We start from the raw sequence: 18,687 nt of genomic DNA on the forward strand, positions 1-18,687 counted from the left end.
ATGGTCCACGCGCTGGGCGTCTCGTGGGGGCCCTGGCGGGGCTCGCCCGAGCCACCGACGCGGTCCGGCGTGACCTTCGGGCGCCCCGGCACCTGCCTGAGGAGGCCTGGCGGCCTGGCGGCAGGCCTCCCGGGAACATCAGCCGCCGCGGCCGGCGCCGCGCCAGCGCAGCACCCGGGGCGGCCACGGCGGCAGGCCGTCGGCGGCGCGCTTGGCGGCGGCGCGCGCGGTCAGGCGCGCGAGCATGCGCAGGTCGTCCTCGGCGGCGGCGTCGGTGGCCGCGGCCACCGCGGTCAGCGCGACCGCGCCGGTGTCGTCGAGCTCGGCCTGGTAGGCGTGCTCGGCCGTGGCGGTGAGCACCCACGCCGCGTAGGTCGCGCGGGTCGGCTCGGCGGCGACGCGGTCGAGCAACAGCCGGGCGCCGTCCTGGGGCCACAGGCCCCGCCGCTCGGCGTCGCTGATCGGCATCTACTCGCCCATGTCCTCGGCGAACCGCGCGCTGACGTTGGCGGCGTTGCCCCAGACCGACTTCTTCCAGTCCTTGTTGAACGTGCGCAGGAGCCACAGCGGATCGAGCACCGTGCGGCCGCCGATCGCCGCGGCGGCGTCGCCGGTCAGCGACTTCATCTCGTCGGGATCGGCCGCGAGGTCGTAGACCCGCAGGTTCGCGCCGCCGGAGATGCGCACCTTCCAGTCACCCAGGCGGGCGCCGTGGCTGTCCTCGTACATCGACGACAACGACAGCCGGCCGTAGCCGGCGCCGACGCCGTTGGCCAGCGGCACCAGCGACTGGCCCTGCCACTCGGGATCGGTCTGCACGCCCAGCGCGTCGGCGACGGTCGGGACGACGTCGATCAGCTCGGTGCCCTCGGCGTGCTTGCCGGCCGGGAACATCGGCGGGTAGTGGATCAGCAGCGGCACGTGCACGAGCATGTCGCGGCTCGACGCGCCGTGGCCGACCCGGCCGTCCTCCCACTGCTCGTCGCCGTGATCGGCGGTGATGATGAGCATGGTCTCGTTCCAGACGCCCGCGGTCTGGAGCGCGGCGATCAGATCGCCCAGGACCTTGTCCTGGTAGCTGACGTTCGAGTCGTAGAGCGCGCGGACGTGCCGGGTCTCGGCCTCGGTCAGCTTGCCGCCCGACGCGGCGGCGGCGGCGTCGGCGCCCGAGAACACGTCCTTGAACCGGCCGCTGTAGCCGGGGTCGTACTTGGCCAGCCACGGCTCCTTGGCGCGCCACGACACGTGCGTGTCGACGGTGCCCAGGTACAGGAACCACGGCTCCTTGCGGGCGCCGACGAACTTGAGGCCCTTGGCGAGGATGTCCTCGGCCTTGAGGCCGAGCGCCTCGTGGATGTGGTTCGAGTACGCGTCCCAGGCGGTGCCGAAGCCCCAGCGCTTGGGATCGACGTAGCCGTTGGCGCTGGCGCCGGCGACGAACTTGCCGCCGGTCTTGGCCACCTCGTCGATCGTCGTCCACTTGGGGTCGAGCTTCTCGCTGGCGCCGATCATCGAGTGCTTGATCGGGTACAGCGACGACCACAGCGACGCGTGCGAGACCCGCGACTCGTTGCCCTGGACGTAGTGCTGCATGAACACCGCCGAGGTCTCGGCCAGCTTCTCCCAGGTCGGGACCTCGGGCCGGGCGCCGGGCGAGAACACCCGCACGCGATCGGCGCGCAGCGAGTCCATCACGAACATGACGACGTACTTGGGCGCGGCGCCGCGCGCGGGCGTGGGCTCGGTGCCGGCCACGACCAGCGCGGCGTTGGCCAGCTTGGCCTCGGGGCAGCCCGCGGCGGTCAGCTCGAGCCGGACCGCCTTGCCGCCGAGCGCGGCCAGATCGACCGCCGAGCCCAGGCCGGTGAGCTTGCCGTCGGCGCCGGCGCCGTCCGCGGCCGTGGCCTTGACCGTCACCTCGCACGCGCCGTCGGCCAGGTCGCCGGTGACGCGGCCGCCCTCGGGCACCTGCACGTAGTAGGCGAGGCCGCCGCCGTCGGGCAGGACCAGGCTCTTCGTGGCCGGGTCGTAGAACCTGGTCGCGGTGGCCTCGGCCGGCGCGGCGCCGCCGACCTGCACCCAGTCGACCGCGAGGCCGGGGCCGCGGGTGAAGAACAGGAGCTCGTTCTCGCCCTCCTTGAACTGCCCGGTCGGCGGCTTGAGCTCGATCACGGTCCAGCCCTCCGCGGCCTGGCCGTTGACGTCCTTGTTGCCGTTGACGCGCACCGAGAACGCGCGCGGCGCGGCGCTGTACACGCGCACCCGGATCACCGGCTCGCCGGCCAGCTCGGCGGCGGTCACCGGCACGTCGAGCCGGGCCGACGCGCCCGACATGATCGCGACCTTGGACTGATCCTGGGTCTGGCGCAGCTGCCAGGCCGGGGTCTTGATCTTCTCGGTGTTGCCGAAGCGGGTGTACTTGGCGAACCCGGCCGAGCCGCCGGCCAGCACCAGGCCGCCGTTGCGGTGCAGGTGCGCCGCCAGGCGGTTGTCGATCAGCGAGTACACCGCGCGCTCGGGGCCGCGCGCCGGCGCCTTGGTCGGGGCCTTGCCGGCGGCGCTGGCGGTGCCCGCGCTGCTGCCGGCGCCGGTCGGCGCGGGCGTGGGCTTCTTGTCGCCGCCCTTGCAGGCCAGCGCGAACGAGGGGAGCAACGCGACCAGCGTGGCCGCGCAGAACTTCGAGGTCATCGCGAAACCCTAGGCATGAGGTGAGCGGGTGGGCAAGTAACCGACGGTGGCGTGCGGCCGCGCCCGCCCGCGGCGCGCGGCGCGCCGACGCGCAACGCGCAGCGTCGGCGGTGTATTGCACGCGGCCGCGGCGGTCAAGGCGTGCGCACGCGCCAGCCGTGGCTGTACACGTTGAGCCGCGGCGCGCGCACGAACCCGCACAGCGTGACGCCGAACCGCTCGGCGACGTCGATCGCGAGGCGGCTGGGCGCCGACACCGCGACCACCACCGGCACGCCCGCCAGGACCGCCTTCTCGAGCAGCTCGTAGCCGGCGCGGCCGGTCAGCACCAGGACCCGCTCGGTCCACGGCAGCGCGCCGTCGGCGAGCGCGGCGCCGACCAGCTTGTCGACGGCGTTGTGCCGGCCGACGTCCTCGCGCACGGCCAGGACCGCGCCGGCGCGATCGCACAGCCCGGCCGCGTGGACGCCGCCGGTGCTGGCGAACGTGGGCTGGTGGGCGCGGACCGCCTCGGGCAGCCCGGCCACGAGCGCGGCGTCGATCTGCCAGTCGCCGGCGACCGCCCGGGCCCGACCCTCGAGCGCGGCGACCTCGATGCGCCCGCACACCCCGCACGCGGCCGACGCCAGGACCGCGCGGCTGGGCAGCTCGTCGGCGTCGGCGTCGACCTCGACCCGGTGGGGCTCGGCCTGGGCGATGGCGCGGCCCGCGACCGCGGCCCCGGCCTCGGCGAACAGCAGCCCGCGGACCAGCGCGACGTCGTCGCCGGGGGTGCGCATGATCGTCGCGATCGGCCGGCCGCGGGCGGCGATCACCAGCGCGGCCTCGTCGACGATGGCGTCGAGGTCGGGCCGGCGGGTGCCGGCGGCGGTGTCGAGGCGTTCTACCCGGCGCGCTGCCACGCGTATGTATACGGCGGCGCGCCCGCCCCGCAAAGTTGACACCGGGCCCGGCGCGGCCGACGTTCGGGGCGTGCGCGACCGGGTGTTCCGCGATCCCGTCCACGGGCTGATCGAGCTGCGCGGCGACGATCGCCCGATCGCCGACCTGCTCGAGACCCGCGCCATGCAGCGCCTGCGCCGGATCCGGCAGATGGGCCTGGCCTGGCTGGTGTACCCGGGCGCCGAGCACTCGCGGTTCTCGCACGCGCTGGGCGCGCTGCACATCGCGCAGCGGGTCAGCCGGCAGCTCCGGCTCGAGCCCGAGCTGGCGCTGCACGTCAAGGTCGCGGCCTTGTGCCACGACGTCGGCCACGGCCCGTTCTCGCACGCGTGGGAGCACGTGTTCCCGGGCGCCGACCACGAGGCCTGGGGCGGGCGGATCGTCGCCGAGGACCCCGAGCTGCGGGCCGCGCTCAACGCGCTCGCGCCCAACCTGGCCGACACGCTGGGCGGGTTCTGGAGCAAGACCTACCAGCCGGCGTTCGTGCGCAAGCTGGTGTCGTCGCAGCTCGACGTCGATCGCCTCGACTACCTGCTGCGCGACGGCCACTACTCCGGCGCCGGCTACGCCACCTACGATCTCGACTGGATCCTGCACGCGCTCGCGGTCGAGGACGTCCGGGTCGGCGCCGACGATCCCCGCGACCTGGTGATCGACTACCGGCGCGGCATGTACGCGGTCGAGCAGTACCTGTTCGCGCGCTCGTACATGTACGCGCAGGTCTACCACCACAAGACCGTGCGGGCGGCCGAGTGGATGTTGATCAAGGCGTTCGAGCGCTACGCGCAGCTGGCCCGGGTCGGCGCCGAGCCGCCGGGGCTGCCAGCGGCGGCGCAGCTCGCGCGCGGCGCGGTGCTGCCGGTCGACGACTACCTGCGCCTGCACGACACCTCGGTGACCGCCGCGTTCGACACCTGGTCGGGGCGCGGCTTCGGGCCGCCCGCGGCCGACGCGGTGCTGCGCGATCTGGCCGGGCGCCTGGTCGACCGGCGGCTGTTCAAGACGTTCGATCTCGGCGACGACCCGCGCGTGGTCGAGCGCGTGCGCGCGCCGGCGCTGGCGGTGGCCGAGGCGACGTTCGGCAACGCCGGCGGCGCGTACCTGGCGATCGACACCACGCGCCAGGTCGGCTACGCCGCCGCCGACGACGAGGAGCTGCACGTCGTCGATCACCCGCGCTACGGCGCGGTCACGCTGGGCCGGCTGCTCGAGGACATGCCGCTGGGCCAGCCGATGGCGACGATCCGGCTGATCTGCGCGCCCGAGCTGGTCGAGCCGATGCGCCCGGTGGTCGAGGCGGCGCTGGGCCGCCCGCGCGGGCGCCGCTGACCGCCGCGGGCTACCACTTCCAGACGAGCGGCGTGCGGATCGTCAGGCCCAGGCCGAACTGCAGCCGGCCGACGTCGGCGCCGAGCTGGCGGACCGCGGCCTCGGCGTAGACGCCGATCGCGTAGGTGCCGAGGAACAGCCCCTCGGGCGACACGCCCACGCCGGACAGGTAGACCTCGGCCTCGAGCTTGGCGCTCGCGCCCAGGCTGGTGCGGCTCTCGCCGAGCCCGTCGCTGCCGAGGTACTCGCCGCGGCCGAGCGCCCAGGTCCGCCAGTAGTCGCCGCCGCTGAGCGTCTTGCCGAACTCGCCGTAGACCCCGCCGTACGACAGCACCTGGTGATCGCCGGCGGCGTCGAGCGGGGTCCGGCCGTTGGTCATCGCTCCGCCGAACACGCCGAGGCCCACGTCGAACGTGGTCGGCTCGGGCGACAGCGACGCCCAGTGGATGCCGATCGACGCCTCGGCGCCGCTGAGCAGCCCGTAGTCCGAGTCGGCGCCGATCGCGCCGATGTCGATGCGCATCGGCGCCATCAACCGGGGCCCGCGGTGGCGGCGGTAGCGCCGCTGTGGCGGCGGCACCGGATGGATCTCGGCGCCGCCCTGGACGACGACCGAGCCCTCGACGCCCGCGTGCGCGACGGTCACGACCGAGGCGACGGGCGCGACGGTCGCGAGGGACACCAGCACGACGGCTACCACGGTTCGATTCACAGCATGCTCCTGCGCAGACGGACGGCCCGATGAGCGTACGCCGAAACCGGCGGCGCCGGGTCCGCGGCCGTGGTGCGCTGTGACGGCGACGACACCGCGGCCCGGTGGTAGAACCCGGCCATGGAGCCGACGACATCGACGCCCGAGGTCCTGCGCCCGCGGGGGCCCTTGATCGCGCTGGGCCTGGCGGGCGCGGCCCTGGCGCTGGCCGTGATCACCACCGTGGTCGTGCTGACTCGCCACGCGCCGACGCCGTCGACGCCGACCGCGCCGGCCGTGCCGCCGCCGGTGGCCGGGGCCATCCGCCCGCTGCTCGAGACCCGGACCACGACCGACGCGCTCCTGGCCACGATGGCCGGGACGCCGTTCACCGACGCGACCGGGCGCGTGGTCGCGACCGACGCGGCGGCGCTGGGCCTGGCGCCCGGCGACGTGATCGTCAGCGTCGGGGGCCGGCCCGCGCGCCGCGCCGCCGCGGTGACCTTCGCGCTGCGCACGCTGGTGCGCGAGCAGGCCCCGGCGCTGCTGTTCGAGATCGAGCGCGGCGGCGCCCCGGCGGTGGTGCGGGTCGCGGTCGCCGGCGATCTGGTCAAGCTGTCGCTCGACATGCGCCGGCCGCGGCCCGCGGCATCGGCGCCGGCCGCGCCGGGCGCGCCCGGGCTCGATCTCGACGATCTGGCCGCGGGCATCACCAAGCTCGACGACGAGCACTACCAGATCACCCGCGCCGCCATCGACGCGGTCGTCGCCGACCCGATGACGCTGGCCCGGGGCGGGCGGGTCGTGCCGTCGGTCAAGAACGGCACCCCCGACGGGCTCAAGCTCTACGCGATCCGCCCCGGCTCGCTGCTGGCGCTGCTCGGGTTCGTCAACGGTGACACCGTCCACCGCGTCAACGGCGACGCGGTCGACTCGATGGACCGAGCGCTGGACGTCTACGCGAAGCTGCGGGTCGCCGATAAGATCGAGTTCGAGCTGACCCGCCGCGGCCGCCCGGTAACGCTGGTCCTCGAGGTGCAGTAGCTACGCACGACCGCGGCGCGCGACCGCCGCGCACACGACCGCCGCGCACGACCGCGGCTCGCTACCACGAGCGGCGGGCGCGTCGACGCTGCCCGTACTCGGCGAAGCGGCGCCGGACGTTGTCGAGCTCGGCGTGGTCGAGCACGTGGGGCGGGCCGAGCTGCACGGCGTGCCAGTACTGGCTCGCCAGGGTCTCGATCTCCGCCGCCAGGCGCAGCGCCGACGGCAGATCGGCGCCGAGCGCGACCATGCCGTGGTTCGCGAGCAGGCAGGCGTTGCCGCCGCGCAGCGCCGCGACCGCGTTGGTCGCGAGCTGGGCGCTGCCGAAGGTCGCGTACTCGGCGCACGGGATCTCATCGCCGCCGGCCCGGACCACCATGTAGTGGATCGCCGGGATCGGCCGGCGCTGGCACGAGATCGACGTGCAGAACAGCGAGTGCGTGTGGACGATCGCCTGCACGTCGGGGCGGGCGCCCAGCAGATCGCGGTGGAGCTGCCACTCGCTCGTGGGCGTGCGCTGCCCCGGCGTCATCGTGCCGTCCGGCTTGATCTCGACGAGGTCGTCGCCGATCAGGTCGCCGTAGGGCATGCCCGACGGCGTGACCAGCAGGCCGGCGGGGCTGCGCACGCTGACGTTGCCGGACATGCCGGGGGTCAGGCCGAGCTCGCTCATCCGCTGGGCCGTGCGCACCAGCTCGTCGCGGAGCCGCATCGTCATGCGCGGACGTGCTCCGGGAACAGCGCGGCCAGGCCGGCGGCCGACGCCGCGGTGGTGCCGCGCTCGGTGATCAGCCCGGTGACCAGGCGCCGCGGCGTGACGTCGAAGGCGGGGTTGGCGACCGGGCTGCCCGGCGGCACCGCCTCGACCCGGGCCGGGCGGCCGTCGGGGCCGCGGCCAGCGACGAAGCGGACCTCGTCGCCGTCGCGCTCCTCGATCGGGATCTCGTCGGGCTCGCCCACGGTCCAGTCGATGCTGGGCGACGGCAGCGCCACGTAGAACGGCACGCCGCAGTCGTGGGCCGCGAGCGCCTTGAGGTAGGTGCCGATCTTGTTGCAGACGTCGCCGTTCCTGGTCGTGCGATCGGTGCCGACGATGCACAGGTCGACCAGGCCGCGCTGCATCAGGTGGCCGCCGGCGTTGTCGGCGATGACCGTGTGCGGCACGCCGTGCTGCGCCAGCTCCCAGGCCGTCAACATGCCCTGGTTGCGCGGGCGGGTCTCCTCGACCCAGACCTCGACCGCGAGCCCGGCCTCGTGGGCCTTGTAGATCGGCGCGAGCGCCGTGCCCCAGTCGACCGTGGCCAGCCAGCCCGCGTTGCAGTGCGTGAGCACCCGCACCGGCTGTCCGGGGCGGCGCGCGGCCGCGGCCCGGAGCAGCGCCTCGCCGTGGCCGCCGATCGCCTCGCACTGGGCGACGTCCTCGTCGGCGATCCGCGCGGCGGCGGTGAACGCGGCCGCGGTCCGGTCGGCGGCCGGCACCGGCGCCAGCTCGGCGCGCATCCGGTCGAGCGCCCAGCGCAGGTTGATCGCGGTCGGTCGCGCCGCCGCCAGCCGCGCGTGGGCGTCGGCGAGCGCCGCGTCGCTGGGGTCGGCCAGGAGCGCCAGCGCCACGCCGTAGGCCGCGGCCGCGCCGATCAGCGGCGCGCCCCGGACCCGCATGTCGCGGATCGCGGCGACGGCCTGGTCGAGCGTGTCGAGGCGCAGCCACGCGATCGCGTACGGCAGCGCCGCCTGGTCGAGCACCATGACCGCGCGGCCGTCGTCGGTCGGCTCGATCGTCCGCCGCCAGCGGCCCTCAACCTTCATCTTCGGTGAACCCGCACAGGGAGAAGACCGGGCAGTGCCGCTCGAGGCGGGCCCGGCCGGGCAGATCGAGCAGGTCGATCACGAACGCGCACTCGACGACCTTGGCGCCGACCCGCTCGAGCAGCGCCAGCGCCGCGCCGGCGGTGCCGCCGGTCGCGAGCAGGTCGTCGACGACCACCACCCGCTCGCCGGCGGCGACGCCGTCGACGTGGACCTCGACGCGGTTGGTCCCGTACTCGAGATCGTAGTCGTGGCCGATCGCCGCGTGCGGCAGCTTGCCCGGCTTGCGCATCGGCACCAACCCGACGCCGAGCGCGTGGGCGATCGGCGCGCCGAAGATGAAGCCGCGGGCCTCGATCGCCACGACCTTGTCGACCTTGCCGCGGTAGCGCTCGGCCAGGGTGGTCGTGACGTAGTGGAACCCGGCCGGGTCGGCCAGCAGCGGGGTGATGTCGCGGAACCGGATGCCCGGCTTCGGGAAGTCGGGGACGGTGCGGATGAGCGCCTTGAGGTTCACGCCGCACCGCCCGCGCGCAGCACCCGGCCGGCGACCGCGTCGAGGCGCGCCATGACCTCGGGGTCGCGGGCCTCGGGCGCGGTCAGGATCGCGAACTCGAGCGCGCGGTCGCAGCCGTGCGGACACGGACCGGCGCCGTGGCCGAGCCGCGGGATGACCTGCTGCAGCAGCCGGCGCGCGTTGTGCGCGTTGGTCTTCATGACGGCGATGACGTCGCTGACCTGGACGTGATCGTGATCGGGGTGCCAGCAGTCGAAGTCGGTCACCATCGCGACGGTGGCGTAACACAGCTCGGCTTCGCGGGCGAGCTTGGCCTCGGGCATGTTGGTCATGCCGATCACGTCGGCGCCGAAGCCGATGTGCAGCTGCGACTCGGCGAGGCTCGAGAACTGCGGCCCCTCCATGACGACGTAGGTGCCGCCGTCCTGCATCGGCAGGTCGAGGTCGCGGGCGACGCCGACCAGGTGGCCGCGGACCCGCGCGCAGGTGGGGTGCGCCATCGACACGTGCGCGACCAGGCCGGTGCCGAAGAAGGTCTTCGGCCGGCGGAGCGTGCGATCGATGAACTGATCGACGAACACGAACGTGCCCGGCGGCAGGTTCGCGCGCAGCGACCCGACCGCGCTGACCGAGATCACCGAGGTCACGCCGGCGCGCTTGAGCGCGTCGATGTTGGCGGCGAAGTTGATCTCGTGCGGCGGGATCCGGTGGCCCCGGCCGTGGCGCGGCAGGAACACGATCGGCTGGTCGCCCAGCCGGCCGAACAAGAGCTCGTCCGACGGCGCGCCGAACGGCGAGTCGACCTTGACCCACCGCTGGTCGGTGAGCCCGTCGAGGTCGTAGAGGCCAGTTCCGCCAACGATGCCAATGGCGCCAGGGGGGGACATCGGGGCAAGGGGTACCACAGAATCGTCATTGTCTCGGCCGGGGGACCTCTGCTATCCACCCGGGATGGCGGCGACGAGCACGGACGCGATCCCGACGAAGCAGACCCAGAAGCGACGGGGCTACTGGCGCCCGCAGGTGCTGGCCTACGGGCCCCACCTCGCGCAGCTGGTCATCACCCGGCGCTGCAACCTGACCTGCGGCTACTGCAACGAGTACGACGAGGTCTCGCCGCCGGTGCCGACCGAGGTGCTCAAGCAGCGCATCGACAAGCTCGCCAGCTTCGGGACCTGGTTCCTCGAGTTCAGCGGCGGCGAGACGCTCCTGCACCCCGACCTGATCGAGCTGGTCGCCTACGGCGCGCGCTACAAGTTCTTCGAGCGGTGGATCATCACCAACGGCTACCTGCTCAGCCCCGAGATCGTCATGCAGCTCAACGACGCCGGGCTGACCCACCTGCAGATCAGCGTCGACGGCGTCACGCCCAACAAGACCACCGTCAAGACCCTCAAGCCGCTGCGCAAGAAGATCGAGCACCTGCAGAAGCACGCCAAGTTCACCGTCCAGATCAACGCGGCGATCGGCGCCGGCAACGACGAGGAGGTGCTCGAGGTGATGCAGTTCGCGCGCGAGGCCGGCTTCCGCCCGCGCGCCTCGGTGCTCCACGACGGCACCGGCGCGATGGCGCTCGACGAGCGCGGCCGCGAGATCCTCGACAAGGTCGCGGCGGCGGTGGGCAAGCGGTTCTCCGAGTCGGGCGACTACCGCGCGAAGCTCATGGCGACGGGCGCGGCCGACTACAAGTGCCGGGCCGGCTCGCGCTACCTCTACGTCGACGAGTTCGGCGACGTGAACTGGTGCTCGCAGACCCGCGGCGTCTTCAAGAAGGCGCTGCTCGACTACACCTGGGACGACCTCAAGGGTCAGTTCTACACCCGCAAGACCTGCGCGCCGACCTGCACGCTCGGCTGCGTCCGGACCGCCAGCCGCCTCGACGAGTGGCGGGCCCAGGATCGCGAGTTCGTCGCGCCGCCGCCCGCGCCCGACGTGCCGGTCGACGCCCTGGTCCGGCGGTGAGACCCAAGGAGGGCGCTTCGAAGGGGAGCGTCAGGGCGTGGCAGGGGCGCGGGTGACGGTGTAGCCGCGCGCGGCCAGGAGCGCGGGCAGGCCGCCGTCGCCGAGGAGGTGCGAGAGGCCGACCGCGACGAAGCCGCCGTCGGTGGCCAGGTAGCGCTCGAGCTGCGGCAGCCACGTCGCGTTGCGCGCGGTGATGAGCGCGCCGGCGCCGGCGACATTCAGGTGCCGCGCCATGCGGTCGGCCTGGCCGGCCTCGTACGAGGCGCGCATCGCCGCCAGGTCGCAGCGCATCGTCGCGCGCGCGTGCAGCGCCTCGCTCAGATCGGTCAGGGTGACGGCGTCGGCGACGGTCGTGAGCTGCGCCTGCCAGGTCTCGAGCGCGTCGATCGGTCGGCCCAGCGCGTGGGCGCGCTCGGCCAGCGCCACGTCCATGGTCGGCGCCGGCCCCGGCGCGACCCGGGCGGTCACCATCGACATCGCATACCACGGCCGCGCGCGCCGCAGCGCCTCGGGCTTGATCACCCCGCGCAAGAGCTCGCTCAGCTCCCACCAGTCGTCGACCGGCAGCAGCACGTCGAGGCCCTTGCCCCGGGGCAGGGTCGCCAGGTCGTGGATCAGCTCGGGATCGGGCTCGGCGTCGCCCAGCTCCGAGGCGAACCGCGGCGCGGCGGCCAGCGCGGTCCAGGCCGCGTCGGGGACGCTCGCGGCGCCGGCGTTGTGGATCGTGCCGAAGAGCCACAGCACCGGGCCGTCGTCGCGCTGCGCGCGCCACAGGAACGGGGCGTCCAGCGGCAGCGGCACCTGCGGGCACGGCCGCGGGCGGGCGCAGGCGCTCGCGAGGGTGACCGCGACCGCGAGCGCGACGCGGACGAGGGCCGAGGTCGGGGCGCGCGCCATCGCGCCGAGTATCACCCGGGCCCGGCCGCGCCGGCAGCGAAGCGCAGCCGTCGACCTCCCCGCCGACCCGTGGCACCATCCCGCGCATGCGCGCGTCCGGCCTGCTGTTCGCCTCGCTCCTGACCGCCGGTGCCTGCACCTCGGTCGACGTCCCCGACGATCGCCCCGGGGCGCCGCCGGTCCACAGCTACCGGCAGGTGGCGGAGCTCGACCTGGCCGCGCGCGGGCCCGTCGACGTGGTCTGGGACGAGGCGCTCGATCGGCCGCGCCAGGTCGTGGGCGAGTTCGCGGTGACCGGCCCGACCGAGGCGGCGGCGCGCGGGTTCCTGCGCGCCCACGCGGCGCTGTTCCAGCTCGCCCGCGACGGCCGCGACCTGACGCTGGCCACGACGCGCCAGGGCCTGGCCGGGACCTACCTGCGGTTCCAGCAGGTCGTCGGTGATCTGCCGGTGTTCGATCATCAGGTGGTCGTGGCGCTGTCGGCCGCGGGCGACCGCGTGCGGGCCGTCACGCTCGGCCACGCGCCGGTGACGCTGCCGCCGCCCGGCGCGGACGTGGGCGCCGCCGCCGCGCTGGCCACCGCCCGGGCCGCGGTCGGCGCGCCGGTCGAGGTGGCCGCGCCGACGACGCTGGCGGGCGTCACCGTCGACGGTCCCGCGCCGCGCCGCGCGTACCGGGTCACCCTGGTGACCGCGCGCGCGACCTGGGACGTCGGCGTCGACGCCGGCACCGGCGCGGTGCTGTGGCAGCGCGATCGCACCGTCACCGTCAACGGCACCGGCCTGGTGTTCGACGCCAACGCGGTGTCGTCGACCGGCATGACCGCGCTGACCGACAACAACGACGCCACGTCGGCGGCGCTCGACGCCGCGCGCGTCACGGTGACGCTGCCCAACCTCGACGGCAGCGGCGTCCTGCGCGGCACCTACGCCGACGCCCGGCCGACCAACATCAACCAGCGGGCCCAGAGCGCGACGCACGTCTTCAACTACGACCGCGCCGACAACCGCTTCGAGGAGGTGGTCACCTACTACCACCTCGATCGCGCGCAGGCCCGGATCCAGGCGCTCGGCTTCACGATGGTGAACAACCGGGTCCAGATCGCGGTGGTCAACGACGGCAACCAGGACAACTCGTTCTACAGCCCCGGCACCCGGCAGCTGTCGTTCGGGGCCGGCGGCGTCGACGACGCCGAGGACGGCGACATCGTGCTGCACGAGTACGGCCACTCGATCCAGGACAACCAGGTCCCGGGCTGGGGCGGCGGCAACCAGAGCGCGATGGGCGAGGGCTTCGGCGACTACCTGGCCGGCTCGTTCATGGCGACGCTGGCGCCGGCCGCCGGTCACCCGCAGCTGGCCGATCCGGCCTGCGTCGGTGACTGGGACGCGGTCTCGTACGACAACCGGACGCCGAAGTGCCTGCGGCGGCTCGACGAGCCCAAGCACTACCCCGAGGCCGCGACCGGCGAGGTCCACGACGACGGCGAGATGTGGTCGGCGGCGCTGTGGCGCGCGCGCACCGCGGTCGGCGCCGACGTCGCCGATCGGATCGTGATCGAGGCCCACGAGCTGCTGGGCACGTCGGCGACGTTCGATCAGGCCGCGAGCGCGGTGCTCGCCGCCGATCAGATGGTGTTCGCCGGCGCCCACGTGCCGATGGTGCGGCGCGCGCTCTACCGGCACGGCGTGCTGCGGACGCCGCTGACCGGCCCCGGCTTCCCGACCGTGACGATGATGCAGACCGTCGACGTCGGCAACCCGGTGACCGGCGGCCAGTACGCCAACAACCTCGACGACACCCAGACCGTGACCCTGGCCGGCGCGACCGCGGTGCGGGTCCACTTCGTCTCGGTCGACACCGAGCTCGACACCGGCTGCCTCGCCGGCGCGTGCGACAACATCTACCTGTCCGACGCCGCCGGCGACCTCTACCAGATCGTGAGCGGCGTGCAGACCAACCTGACCAGCGTCCAGATCCCCGGCGACACCGTCGTGGTCCGGCTGGTCACCGACGGCTCCGTGACCCGCGCCGGCTACCGCATCGACCGCATCGAGGCCCTGGGCGGCATGCAGGCCATCGACGCCGCGCAGCCGATCGACGCCGCGCCGGCGATCGACGCGCCGCAGCCGATCGACGCGGCGCAGCCGGTCGACGCGGCGCAGCCGATCGACGCCGCCTCCGGCGACGACGGCGGCGCCGGCATCGACGCCGGGGCCGGGCCCGACGCCACCGATCCCGGCAAGGGCGACGAGAGCGGCGGCTGCTGCCAGACCGGCGCGGGCACGCCGCCGGCGTCGACGGTGCTCGGCCTGGCGCTGGTGCTCGGCTGGCTGCGCCGTCGGCGTCGCTGACCCGCGCGTCGCGGGCGCCGGGCTGCGGTCGACCGGCGCTTGCCGCGTCGGACGTACGCTGCGCGCCCGTCGGGGGCACGCTGCGCGCCCGTCGGGGGCACGCTGCGCGCCCGTCGGGGGCACGCTGCGCGCCGTCGGGCGCACGCCGCGCACCTGTCGGGCGCACGCCGCGCACCTGTCGGGCGTACGCTGCGCGCCCGTCGGCGCGCGTCAGGCCCGCGCGTGCGGCTTGCGGAACAGGTGCAGCGCCAGGCGCTCGGGCGCGAACCGGCCGCGGTCGTCGGTGACGGTCTCGCCGGTGAAGCCGACGCGCCCCAGGACGCCGTCGCCGGTGCCCGCGGCCGAGGGCAGCTCGGGCACGCTCGTGAACACCAGCCGGTAGCCGGCGGCGTGGGCGGCGGCGACGACGCGCGGATCGTGGGCGCCGTGCGGGCACGACATCGACACCGGCGCCGCGCCGACGTGGCCGGCCAGCGCGGCGCGGGCGCCCCCGAGCTCGCCGTCGAGGTCGGGCGCCCGGGTCAGGGGCGTGTGGGTCTTGCCGTGGGCCCCGATCGCCACGAAGTGCCCGGCCAGGTTGCGCAGCTGATCGCCGGTGACCATGTACCGGACGCCGTCGTCGAGCACCGGCGCCAGCTCGGCCAGGAGCGGCGCGCGCGTCGCCGCCGTGAGCTGCTCGAGCTGCGCGATCACCGCGCGCACCGGCGCGAGGTCGGCGCGGTCGCCGAACGTCGGCGTGCGGGCGGGATCGCCGCCGGCGGCGCGCCACAGGGCGCCCGCGCGGGCCGCGTCGAGCCGGCCGCCGAGCCAGGCCCCGACCAGGCGCTCCTGGAAGAACGGCTCGTGGCGCCCGACCACGTCGGCGACCACGAACAACAGCGACGGCAGGCCAGCCCGGCGCAGGTGCGCGAGCGCGAACTCCTCGTTGTCGCTCCAGCCGTCGTCGAAGGTGATCAGCAGCGGCCGCGGCGGCAGGCGCGGCCCGCCGGCGCGGGCGGCGAGCACGTCGTCGAGGGCGACGACGTGGTAGTGGCGCTTGAAGAAGTCGAGGCACGCGGCGAAGAGGTCGTCGCGCAGGCTGTACTCGGGGTCGGCCGTGGCCCAGCGCGGATCGGCCGGCGCCAGCACGCGGTGGAACATGATCACCGTCAGCTGATCGCGGTTGCGGCGGCGGTGGTAGGCGTCGAGCGCGCCCGAGTAGTACAGGGCGCGCTGGACGGCCGACGACTTGGCGAGCTGGGCGAGGCGGGCGCGCGCGGTCACGGCCCAGTCGTACCGCACCGCCCGGGCGCGGTCCACGGTCCCGACCGACGACGGCTGCGCCCGATGGTTGACGCTTCGCCAGCGCCGGGCGAACAATGCACCGTGGCCGTGCCGCGGGTGTCCGCCGTGATTCCGACCTACAACCGGTCCGCCGACGTGCGGCTGGCGGTGGCGTCGGTGGTGGCCCAGACCTACCCGGCCGAGGCCCTCGAGATCGTCGTGGTCGACGACGGCGGCGCCGACGACACCGAGGCAGTGCTGGCCCGCGAGTTCGGCGACCGGGTCCGCTACCTGCGCAAGCCCAACGGCGGGGTGTCGGCGGCGCGCAACTTCGGCATGGCCGCCGCGACCGGCGAGCTCCTGGCCCTGCTCGACGACGACGACGAGTGGCGGCCGACCAAGATCGCGCGCCAGGTCGAGGTGCTGACCGCGCGACCCGAGGTCGGGATGGTGATCACCGACGTCGAGCGCATGGACGAGCGCCGGGTCGGCTTCGAGATCTTCCGGCGCCGCGAGTTCATCCCCGAGGACGGCTGGGTGCTGCCGCACGTGCTCCGCAACCCGGCGCTGGTGCCGGCCTCGGCGATGCTGCGCCGCGCGGTCTTCACCGCGACCGGCGGGTTCGACGCGGCGCTGCCGACCGCCGAGGATCTCGACTTCCACCTGCGCGTGGCGGTGCGGTTCCAGATCGCCGTGGTGACCGAACCGCTGACCCGGGCCATGCGCGGCCACCAGGGGCTGTCGGCCCAGGCCCGGACCAACCGCGACTACGTCGACGCGGTCGAGCGGTTCGTGCGCGCGCACGCCGACGCGATCGCGCCGCGGGATCGCGCCGCCGCGCTGTTCTGGGCCTACGCGCGCAACGCCCGCGGCCTCCTGGCCACCGGGACGCTCACCGAGGCGGCGCGGCTGGCGCTGTGGGCCGGGCTGCACGCGCGCGGGCCGGCCGAGGCCCGGGAGCTGGCCCGGCTGGGCGTGGTCATGTCGAAGAACGCGGTCGTGCGCGCGCGCCGCCGGCTGGGGGCCGCCTGATGGGCACGCGCGAGCGCGCCGCCGCGGTCCTGCACCGGCTCGGGGCGCTGGGCGTCGCCATGCGCGTGCGCGCGCTGGCCCCGGCGCGCTCGCTCGTGGTCGTCACGTACCACCACGTCTGCGACCCGGGCCCGGCCTACGCGTTCGATCCCGACGTGGCCGACGTGACGCCGGCGCAGTTCCGCCGCCAGCTCGCGCTCTTGACCCGGCACTTCAACGTGATCGATCTGGCGACCCTCGCCGGCGGGCTCGACGGCGGCGCGCTGCCGCCCAACCCGTGCCTGATCACCTTCGACGACGGCTACCGCTCGAACCTGACCGAGGCGCTGCCGGCGCTGCGGGCGGCCGGCGTCCCCGCGACCTTCTTCATCGCCACCGGCTTCACCACCCAGCGCCGCATGTACTGGTGGGATCGCATCGCGTACCTGGTCCGTCACGCCACCCGCCCGCGCGTGAGCCTGACCTACCCGCGCGCGCTCACGCTCGATCTGGCCGCGCCCGCGGTCGGCCGCGCGGCGCTGGTCAAGCTGGTCAAGAACACCGATGGCCTCGACCTCGAGCGGTTCCTGACCGAGCTCGCGGCCGCGGCCGGGGTGCCGTGGGACGCCGCGCGCGAGCGGGCCCTGGCCGACGAGCTGATCATGACCTGGGACGAGGTCCGGACGCTGGCCGCGGCCGGGATGACGATCGAGTCGCACACCCGCGACCACCGCGTGCTCGAGACCCTGCCGGCCGAGGCGCTGGCGGACGATCTGCGCGGCGCCCGCGCCGAGCTGGCGCGTGAGCTCGGCGTCACCAGCCGCGCGATCGCGTACCCGGTCGGGCGCACGATCGCGCGCTACCCGGCCGTGCGCGCCGCCGTGGCCGACGCCGGCTACCAGCTCGGCTTCACCAACGCCAGCGGGCTGGTCGATCTGCGCCGCCGGGCGCGCCTCGATCGCCTCGACCTGGCGCGGATCGCGGTCGACCGCGATCTGTCCGACGCGATGTTCCTGGCCCAGCTGGCGGTGCCAGGGTTCGCCTACTCGCGCACCCCCGAGAACGTATGAGCACCAAGGACGACCTCCTCGCCGCCTACCACCACCTCCGCAGCGGCGACGTCCGCGCCGCGCTGGTCGAGCTCGACCTGCCGACCCGCACCGCCGCCGCGCGCGCGCGCGCCGAGCAGGTCGTCCGCCGCGCCTGGATGAAGTACGCGCTGCGCACCGTGCGCCAGAACGACGCCCACGACCGGCTCGACCTCGCCTACAAGATGCCGGACCCCTGGCACATGGCCTCGGCCCAGGAGCAGGCGCGGTTCGCCGAGACCAACGCGATCATCGCGCGCGAGCTGGGTGACCACCACGAGACGCTGCTCGAGATCGGCTGCGGCGAGGGCCACCAGACCGAGCACCTGATGGCGCTGGCCGACCGCGTGACCGGGCTCGACGTGTCGGCCACCGCGGTCGAGCGCGCGCGCGCGCGCCTGCCCGACGCCGAGTTCGCGGTCGGCGACATCTACGCCCAGCCCTGGGCCGAGGAGCGCGGCCGCTTCGATCTGGTGACCGCGTGCGAGGTCATCTACTACATGAGCGACATGCCCGGCTTCCTGCGCACGATCGACCGGCTCGGCCGCGAGTGCCTGGTCACCTACTTCGCGCCGGCGGCGCGCAAGGTCGCGGTCCACGTCGACGCGATGCCCGGCGTCGAGCAGACCCGGTTCCGCTACCAGGACGTCGAGTGGGTGGCGGCGTGGTGGCCGGGCGCGGCCCAGCGCAGCGCCTGACGTAGGGCCCACGCGTGAACAACTCGGTCGGTCTCGCGGCCGATCCATCCCGGCTGGCTGCGTTGCCGGCTCCGGTCCTCGGGTCACGTCCAACGGGGACGCTCCCCTCCGGTCCTCGCCGTCGCCTTGCCATCCGGGCGCCTCGTCCGCGATCCTCGATCGACTTGTTCACGCGCGGGCCCTTACAGAGGGTTCGTCGCCGAACCCAGGCAGGTGCAGGGGTGCGCCGCAGTCCGAGGTCTCGTCCAGCCCAGGTCGGCGTCTCGAGGGGCAAGCCCCGATGGGGCCCCCACCCAGGACCACCCAGGACGCGAAACTCCCGGCGCGGGGACCGGTGCTCGACCGAAAAGACTCACGAGCGCTGACTTCCAGCGGGCCGTGCGCCGAACCCAGGCAG

The 18,687-nt window shown here is 74.6% G+C and carries 17 protein-coding genes; 7 read left to right on the top strand and 10 right to left on the bottom strand.

What is annotated here, in order from left to right:
- Positions 1–138: 138 nt before the first annotated feature.
- The 3 genes from IPL61_21635 to fdhD all read right to left on the bottom strand — a co-directional run bounded on the left by IPL61_21635 (position 139) and on the right by fdhD (position 3,590).
- On the bottom strand, positions 139–468 hold the full coding sequence (locus tag IPL61_21635; protein ID MBK9033835.1) for a hypothetical protein: 330 nt from the start codon (positions 466–468) through the stop codon (positions 139–141).
- The gene (locus IPL61_21640; protein MBK9033836.1) at positions 469–2,688 is read right to left on the bottom strand and encodes a sulfatase; all 2,220 of its coding nucleotides are present in this window, start codon (positions 2,686–2,688) and stop codon (positions 469–471) included.
- 134 nt (positions 2,689–2,822) lie between these two features.
- Positions 2,823–3,590 carry a formate dehydrogenase accessory sulfurtransferase FdhD gene (gene fdhD, locus IPL61_21645; protein MBK9033837.1) on the bottom strand — a complete coding sequence of 256 codons (768 nt, stop codon included), beginning with the start codon at positions 3,588–3,590 and terminating at the stop codon, positions 2,823–2,825.
- Between the two features lie 70 nt (positions 3,591–3,660).
- Between fdhD and IPL61_21650 the strand changes: the two genes are divergently transcribed.
- On the top strand, positions 3,661–4,959 hold the full coding sequence (locus IPL61_21650) for an HD domain-containing protein (GenBank protein ID MBK9033838.1): 1,299 nt from the start codon (positions 3,661–3,663) through the stop codon (positions 4,957–4,959).
- A gap of 10 nt (positions 4,960–4,969) precedes the next feature.
- Here the strand turns inward: IPL61_21650 and IPL61_21655 are convergent, their stop codons facing one another.
- Positions 4,970–5,659 (bottom strand): hypothetical protein, encoded by a 690-nt coding sequence (locus tag IPL61_21655; protein MBK9033839.1) that lies wholly within the window; start codon positions 5,657–5,659, stop codon positions 4,970–4,972.
- A 132-nt stretch (positions 5,660–5,791) separates the two neighbouring features.
- On the opposite strand from IPL61_21655, the gene IPL61_21660 reads away from it, so the two are divergent.
- Positions 5,792–6,694, top strand: a complete 903-nt coding sequence (locus tag IPL61_21660) for a hypothetical protein (GenBank protein MBK9033840.1) — start codon at positions 5,792–5,794, stop codon at positions 6,692–6,694.
- A gap of 61 nt (positions 6,695–6,755) precedes the next feature.
- Here the strand turns inward: IPL61_21660 and IPL61_21665 are convergent, their stop codons facing one another.
- From IPL61_21665 to IPL61_21680, 4 genes are read right to left on the bottom strand one after another with little or no spacing between them, the layout of a single operon-like run.
- A complete protein-coding gene (locus IPL61_21665; GenBank protein ID MBK9033841.1) occupies positions 6,756–7,412 on the bottom strand; it encodes a class II aldolase/adducin family protein in 657 nt (218 codons plus the stop codon).
- Entirely contained in the window at positions 7,409–8,500 is a 1,092-nt protein-coding gene (mtnA, locus tag IPL61_21670) for an S-methyl-5-thioribose-1-phosphate isomerase (protein ID MBK9033842.1), read from the bottom strand. The genes IPL61_21665 and mtnA overlap by 4 nt, the downstream gene beginning before the upstream one ends.
- Positions 8,490–9,017: an adenine phosphoribosyltransferase gene (locus IPL61_21675; GenBank protein MBK9033843.1), complete on the bottom strand. Its 528-nt coding sequence runs from the start codon at positions 9,015–9,017 to the stop codon at positions 8,490–8,492. Before IPL61_21675 ends, mtnA begins: the two co-directional genes overlap by 11 nt.
- Positions 9,014–9,904, bottom strand: a complete 891-nt coding sequence (locus IPL61_21680) for an S-methyl-5'-thioadenosine phosphorylase (protein ID MBK9033844.1) — start codon at positions 9,902–9,904, stop codon at positions 9,014–9,016. The genes IPL61_21675 and IPL61_21680 overlap by 4 nt, the downstream gene beginning before the upstream one ends.
- A gap of 64 nt (positions 9,905–9,968) precedes the next feature.
- Between IPL61_21680 and IPL61_21685 the strand changes: the two genes are divergently transcribed.
- A complete protein-coding gene (locus IPL61_21685) occupies positions 9,969–10,979 on the top strand; it encodes a radical SAM protein (protein ID MBK9033845.1) in 1,011 nt (336 codons plus the stop codon).
- A 30-nt stretch (positions 10,980–11,009) separates the two neighbouring features.
- Here IPL61_21685 and IPL61_21690 read toward each other — a convergent pair whose 3' ends face one another.
- Entirely contained in the window at positions 11,010–11,876 is an 867-nt protein-coding gene (locus IPL61_21690) for a TraB/GumN family protein (protein ID MBK9033846.1), read from the bottom strand.
- 86 nt (positions 11,877–11,962) lie between these two features.
- Here IPL61_21690 and IPL61_21695 point away from each other — a divergent pair, with 86 nt between their 5' ends.
- Positions 11,963–14,230: a M36 family metallopeptidase gene (locus tag IPL61_21695; GenBank protein ID MBK9033847.1), complete on the top strand. Its 2,268-nt coding sequence runs from the start codon at positions 11,963–11,965 to the stop codon at positions 14,228–14,230.
- A gap of 210 nt (positions 14,231–14,440) precedes the next feature.
- Here IPL61_21695 and IPL61_21700 read toward each other — a convergent pair whose 3' ends face one another.
- On the bottom strand, positions 14,441–15,493 hold the full coding sequence (locus IPL61_21700; GenBank protein MBK9033848.1) for a polysaccharide deacetylase family protein: 1,053 nt from the start codon (positions 15,491–15,493) through the stop codon (positions 14,441–14,443).
- 117 nt (positions 15,494–15,610) lie between these two features.
- Here IPL61_21700 and IPL61_21705 point away from each other — a divergent pair, with 117 nt between their 5' ends.
- Genes IPL61_21705 through IPL61_21715 form a run of 3 tightly spaced genes read left to right on the top strand, consistent with a single transcriptional unit; the run spans position 15,611 to position 18,290 of the window.
- On the top strand, positions 15,611–16,525 hold the full coding sequence (locus tag IPL61_21705; protein ID MBK9033849.1) for a glycosyltransferase: 915 nt from the start codon (positions 15,611–15,613) through the stop codon (positions 16,523–16,525).
- Complete coding sequence (locus IPL61_21710; GenBank protein ID MBK9033850.1) at positions 16,525–17,574, top strand: polysaccharide deacetylase family protein; 1,050 nt, start codon at positions 16,525–16,527, stop codon at positions 17,572–17,574. Before IPL61_21705 ends, IPL61_21710 begins: the two co-directional genes overlap by 1 nt.
- Complete coding sequence (locus IPL61_21715) at positions 17,571–18,290, top strand: class I SAM-dependent methyltransferase (GenBank protein ID MBK9033851.1); 720 nt, start codon at positions 17,571–17,573, stop codon at positions 18,288–18,290. Before IPL61_21710 ends, IPL61_21715 begins: the two co-directional genes overlap by 4 nt.
- Positions 18,291–18,687: the final 397 nt, after the last annotated feature.

The sequence above is a fragment of the Myxococcales bacterium genome (assembly GCA_016717005.1).
GTDB lineage: Bacteria > Myxococcota_A > Polyangia > Haliangiales > Haliangiaceae > UBA2376.

What these genes read in the sequence shown, in the direction of transcription:
- IPL61_21635 (MBK9033835.1), bottom strand. Translation starts at nt 468, where the DNA reads ATGCCGATCAGCGACGCCGAGCGGCGGGGCCTGTGGCCCCAGGACGGC.
- IPL61_21640 (MBK9033836.1), bottom strand. Translation starts at nt 2,688, where the DNA reads ATGACCTCGAAGTTCTGCGCGGCCACGCTGGTCGCGTTGCTCCCCTCG.
- IPL61_21660 (MBK9033840.1), top strand. Translation starts at nt 5,792, where the DNA reads ATGGAGCCGACGACATCGACGCCCGAGGTCCTGCGCCCGCGGGGGCCC.
- IPL61_21665 (MBK9033841.1), bottom strand. Translation starts at nt 7,412, where the DNA reads ATGACGATGCGGCTCCGCGACGAGCTGGTGCGCACGGCCCAGCGGATG.
- mtnA (MBK9033842.1), bottom strand. Translation starts at nt 8,500, where the DNA reads ATGAAGGTTGAGGGCCGCTGGCGGCGGACGATCGAGCCGACCGACGAC.
- IPL61_21680 (MBK9033844.1), bottom strand. Translation starts at nt 9,904, where the DNA reads ATGTCCCCCCCTGGCGCCATTGGCATCGTTGGCGGAACTGGCCTCTAC.
- IPL61_21685 (MBK9033845.1), top strand. Translation starts at nt 9,969, where the DNA reads ATGGCGGCGACGAGCACGGACGCGATCCCGACGAAGCAGACCCAGAAG.
- IPL61_21690 (MBK9033846.1), bottom strand. Translation starts at nt 11,876, where the DNA reads ATGGCGCGCGCCCCGACCTCGGCCCTCGTCCGCGTCGCGCTCGCGGTC.
- IPL61_21695 (MBK9033847.1), top strand. Translation starts at nt 11,963, where the DNA reads ATGCGCGCGTCCGGCCTGCTGTTCGCCTCGCTCCTGACCGCCGGTGCC.
- IPL61_21710 (MBK9033850.1), top strand. Translation starts at nt 16,525, where the DNA reads ATGGGCACGCGCGAGCGCGCCGCCGCGGTCCTGCACCGGCTCGGGGCG.
- IPL61_21715 (MBK9033851.1), top strand. Translation starts at nt 17,571, where the DNA reads ATGAGCACCAAGGACGACCTCCTCGCCGCCTACCACCACCTCCGCAGC.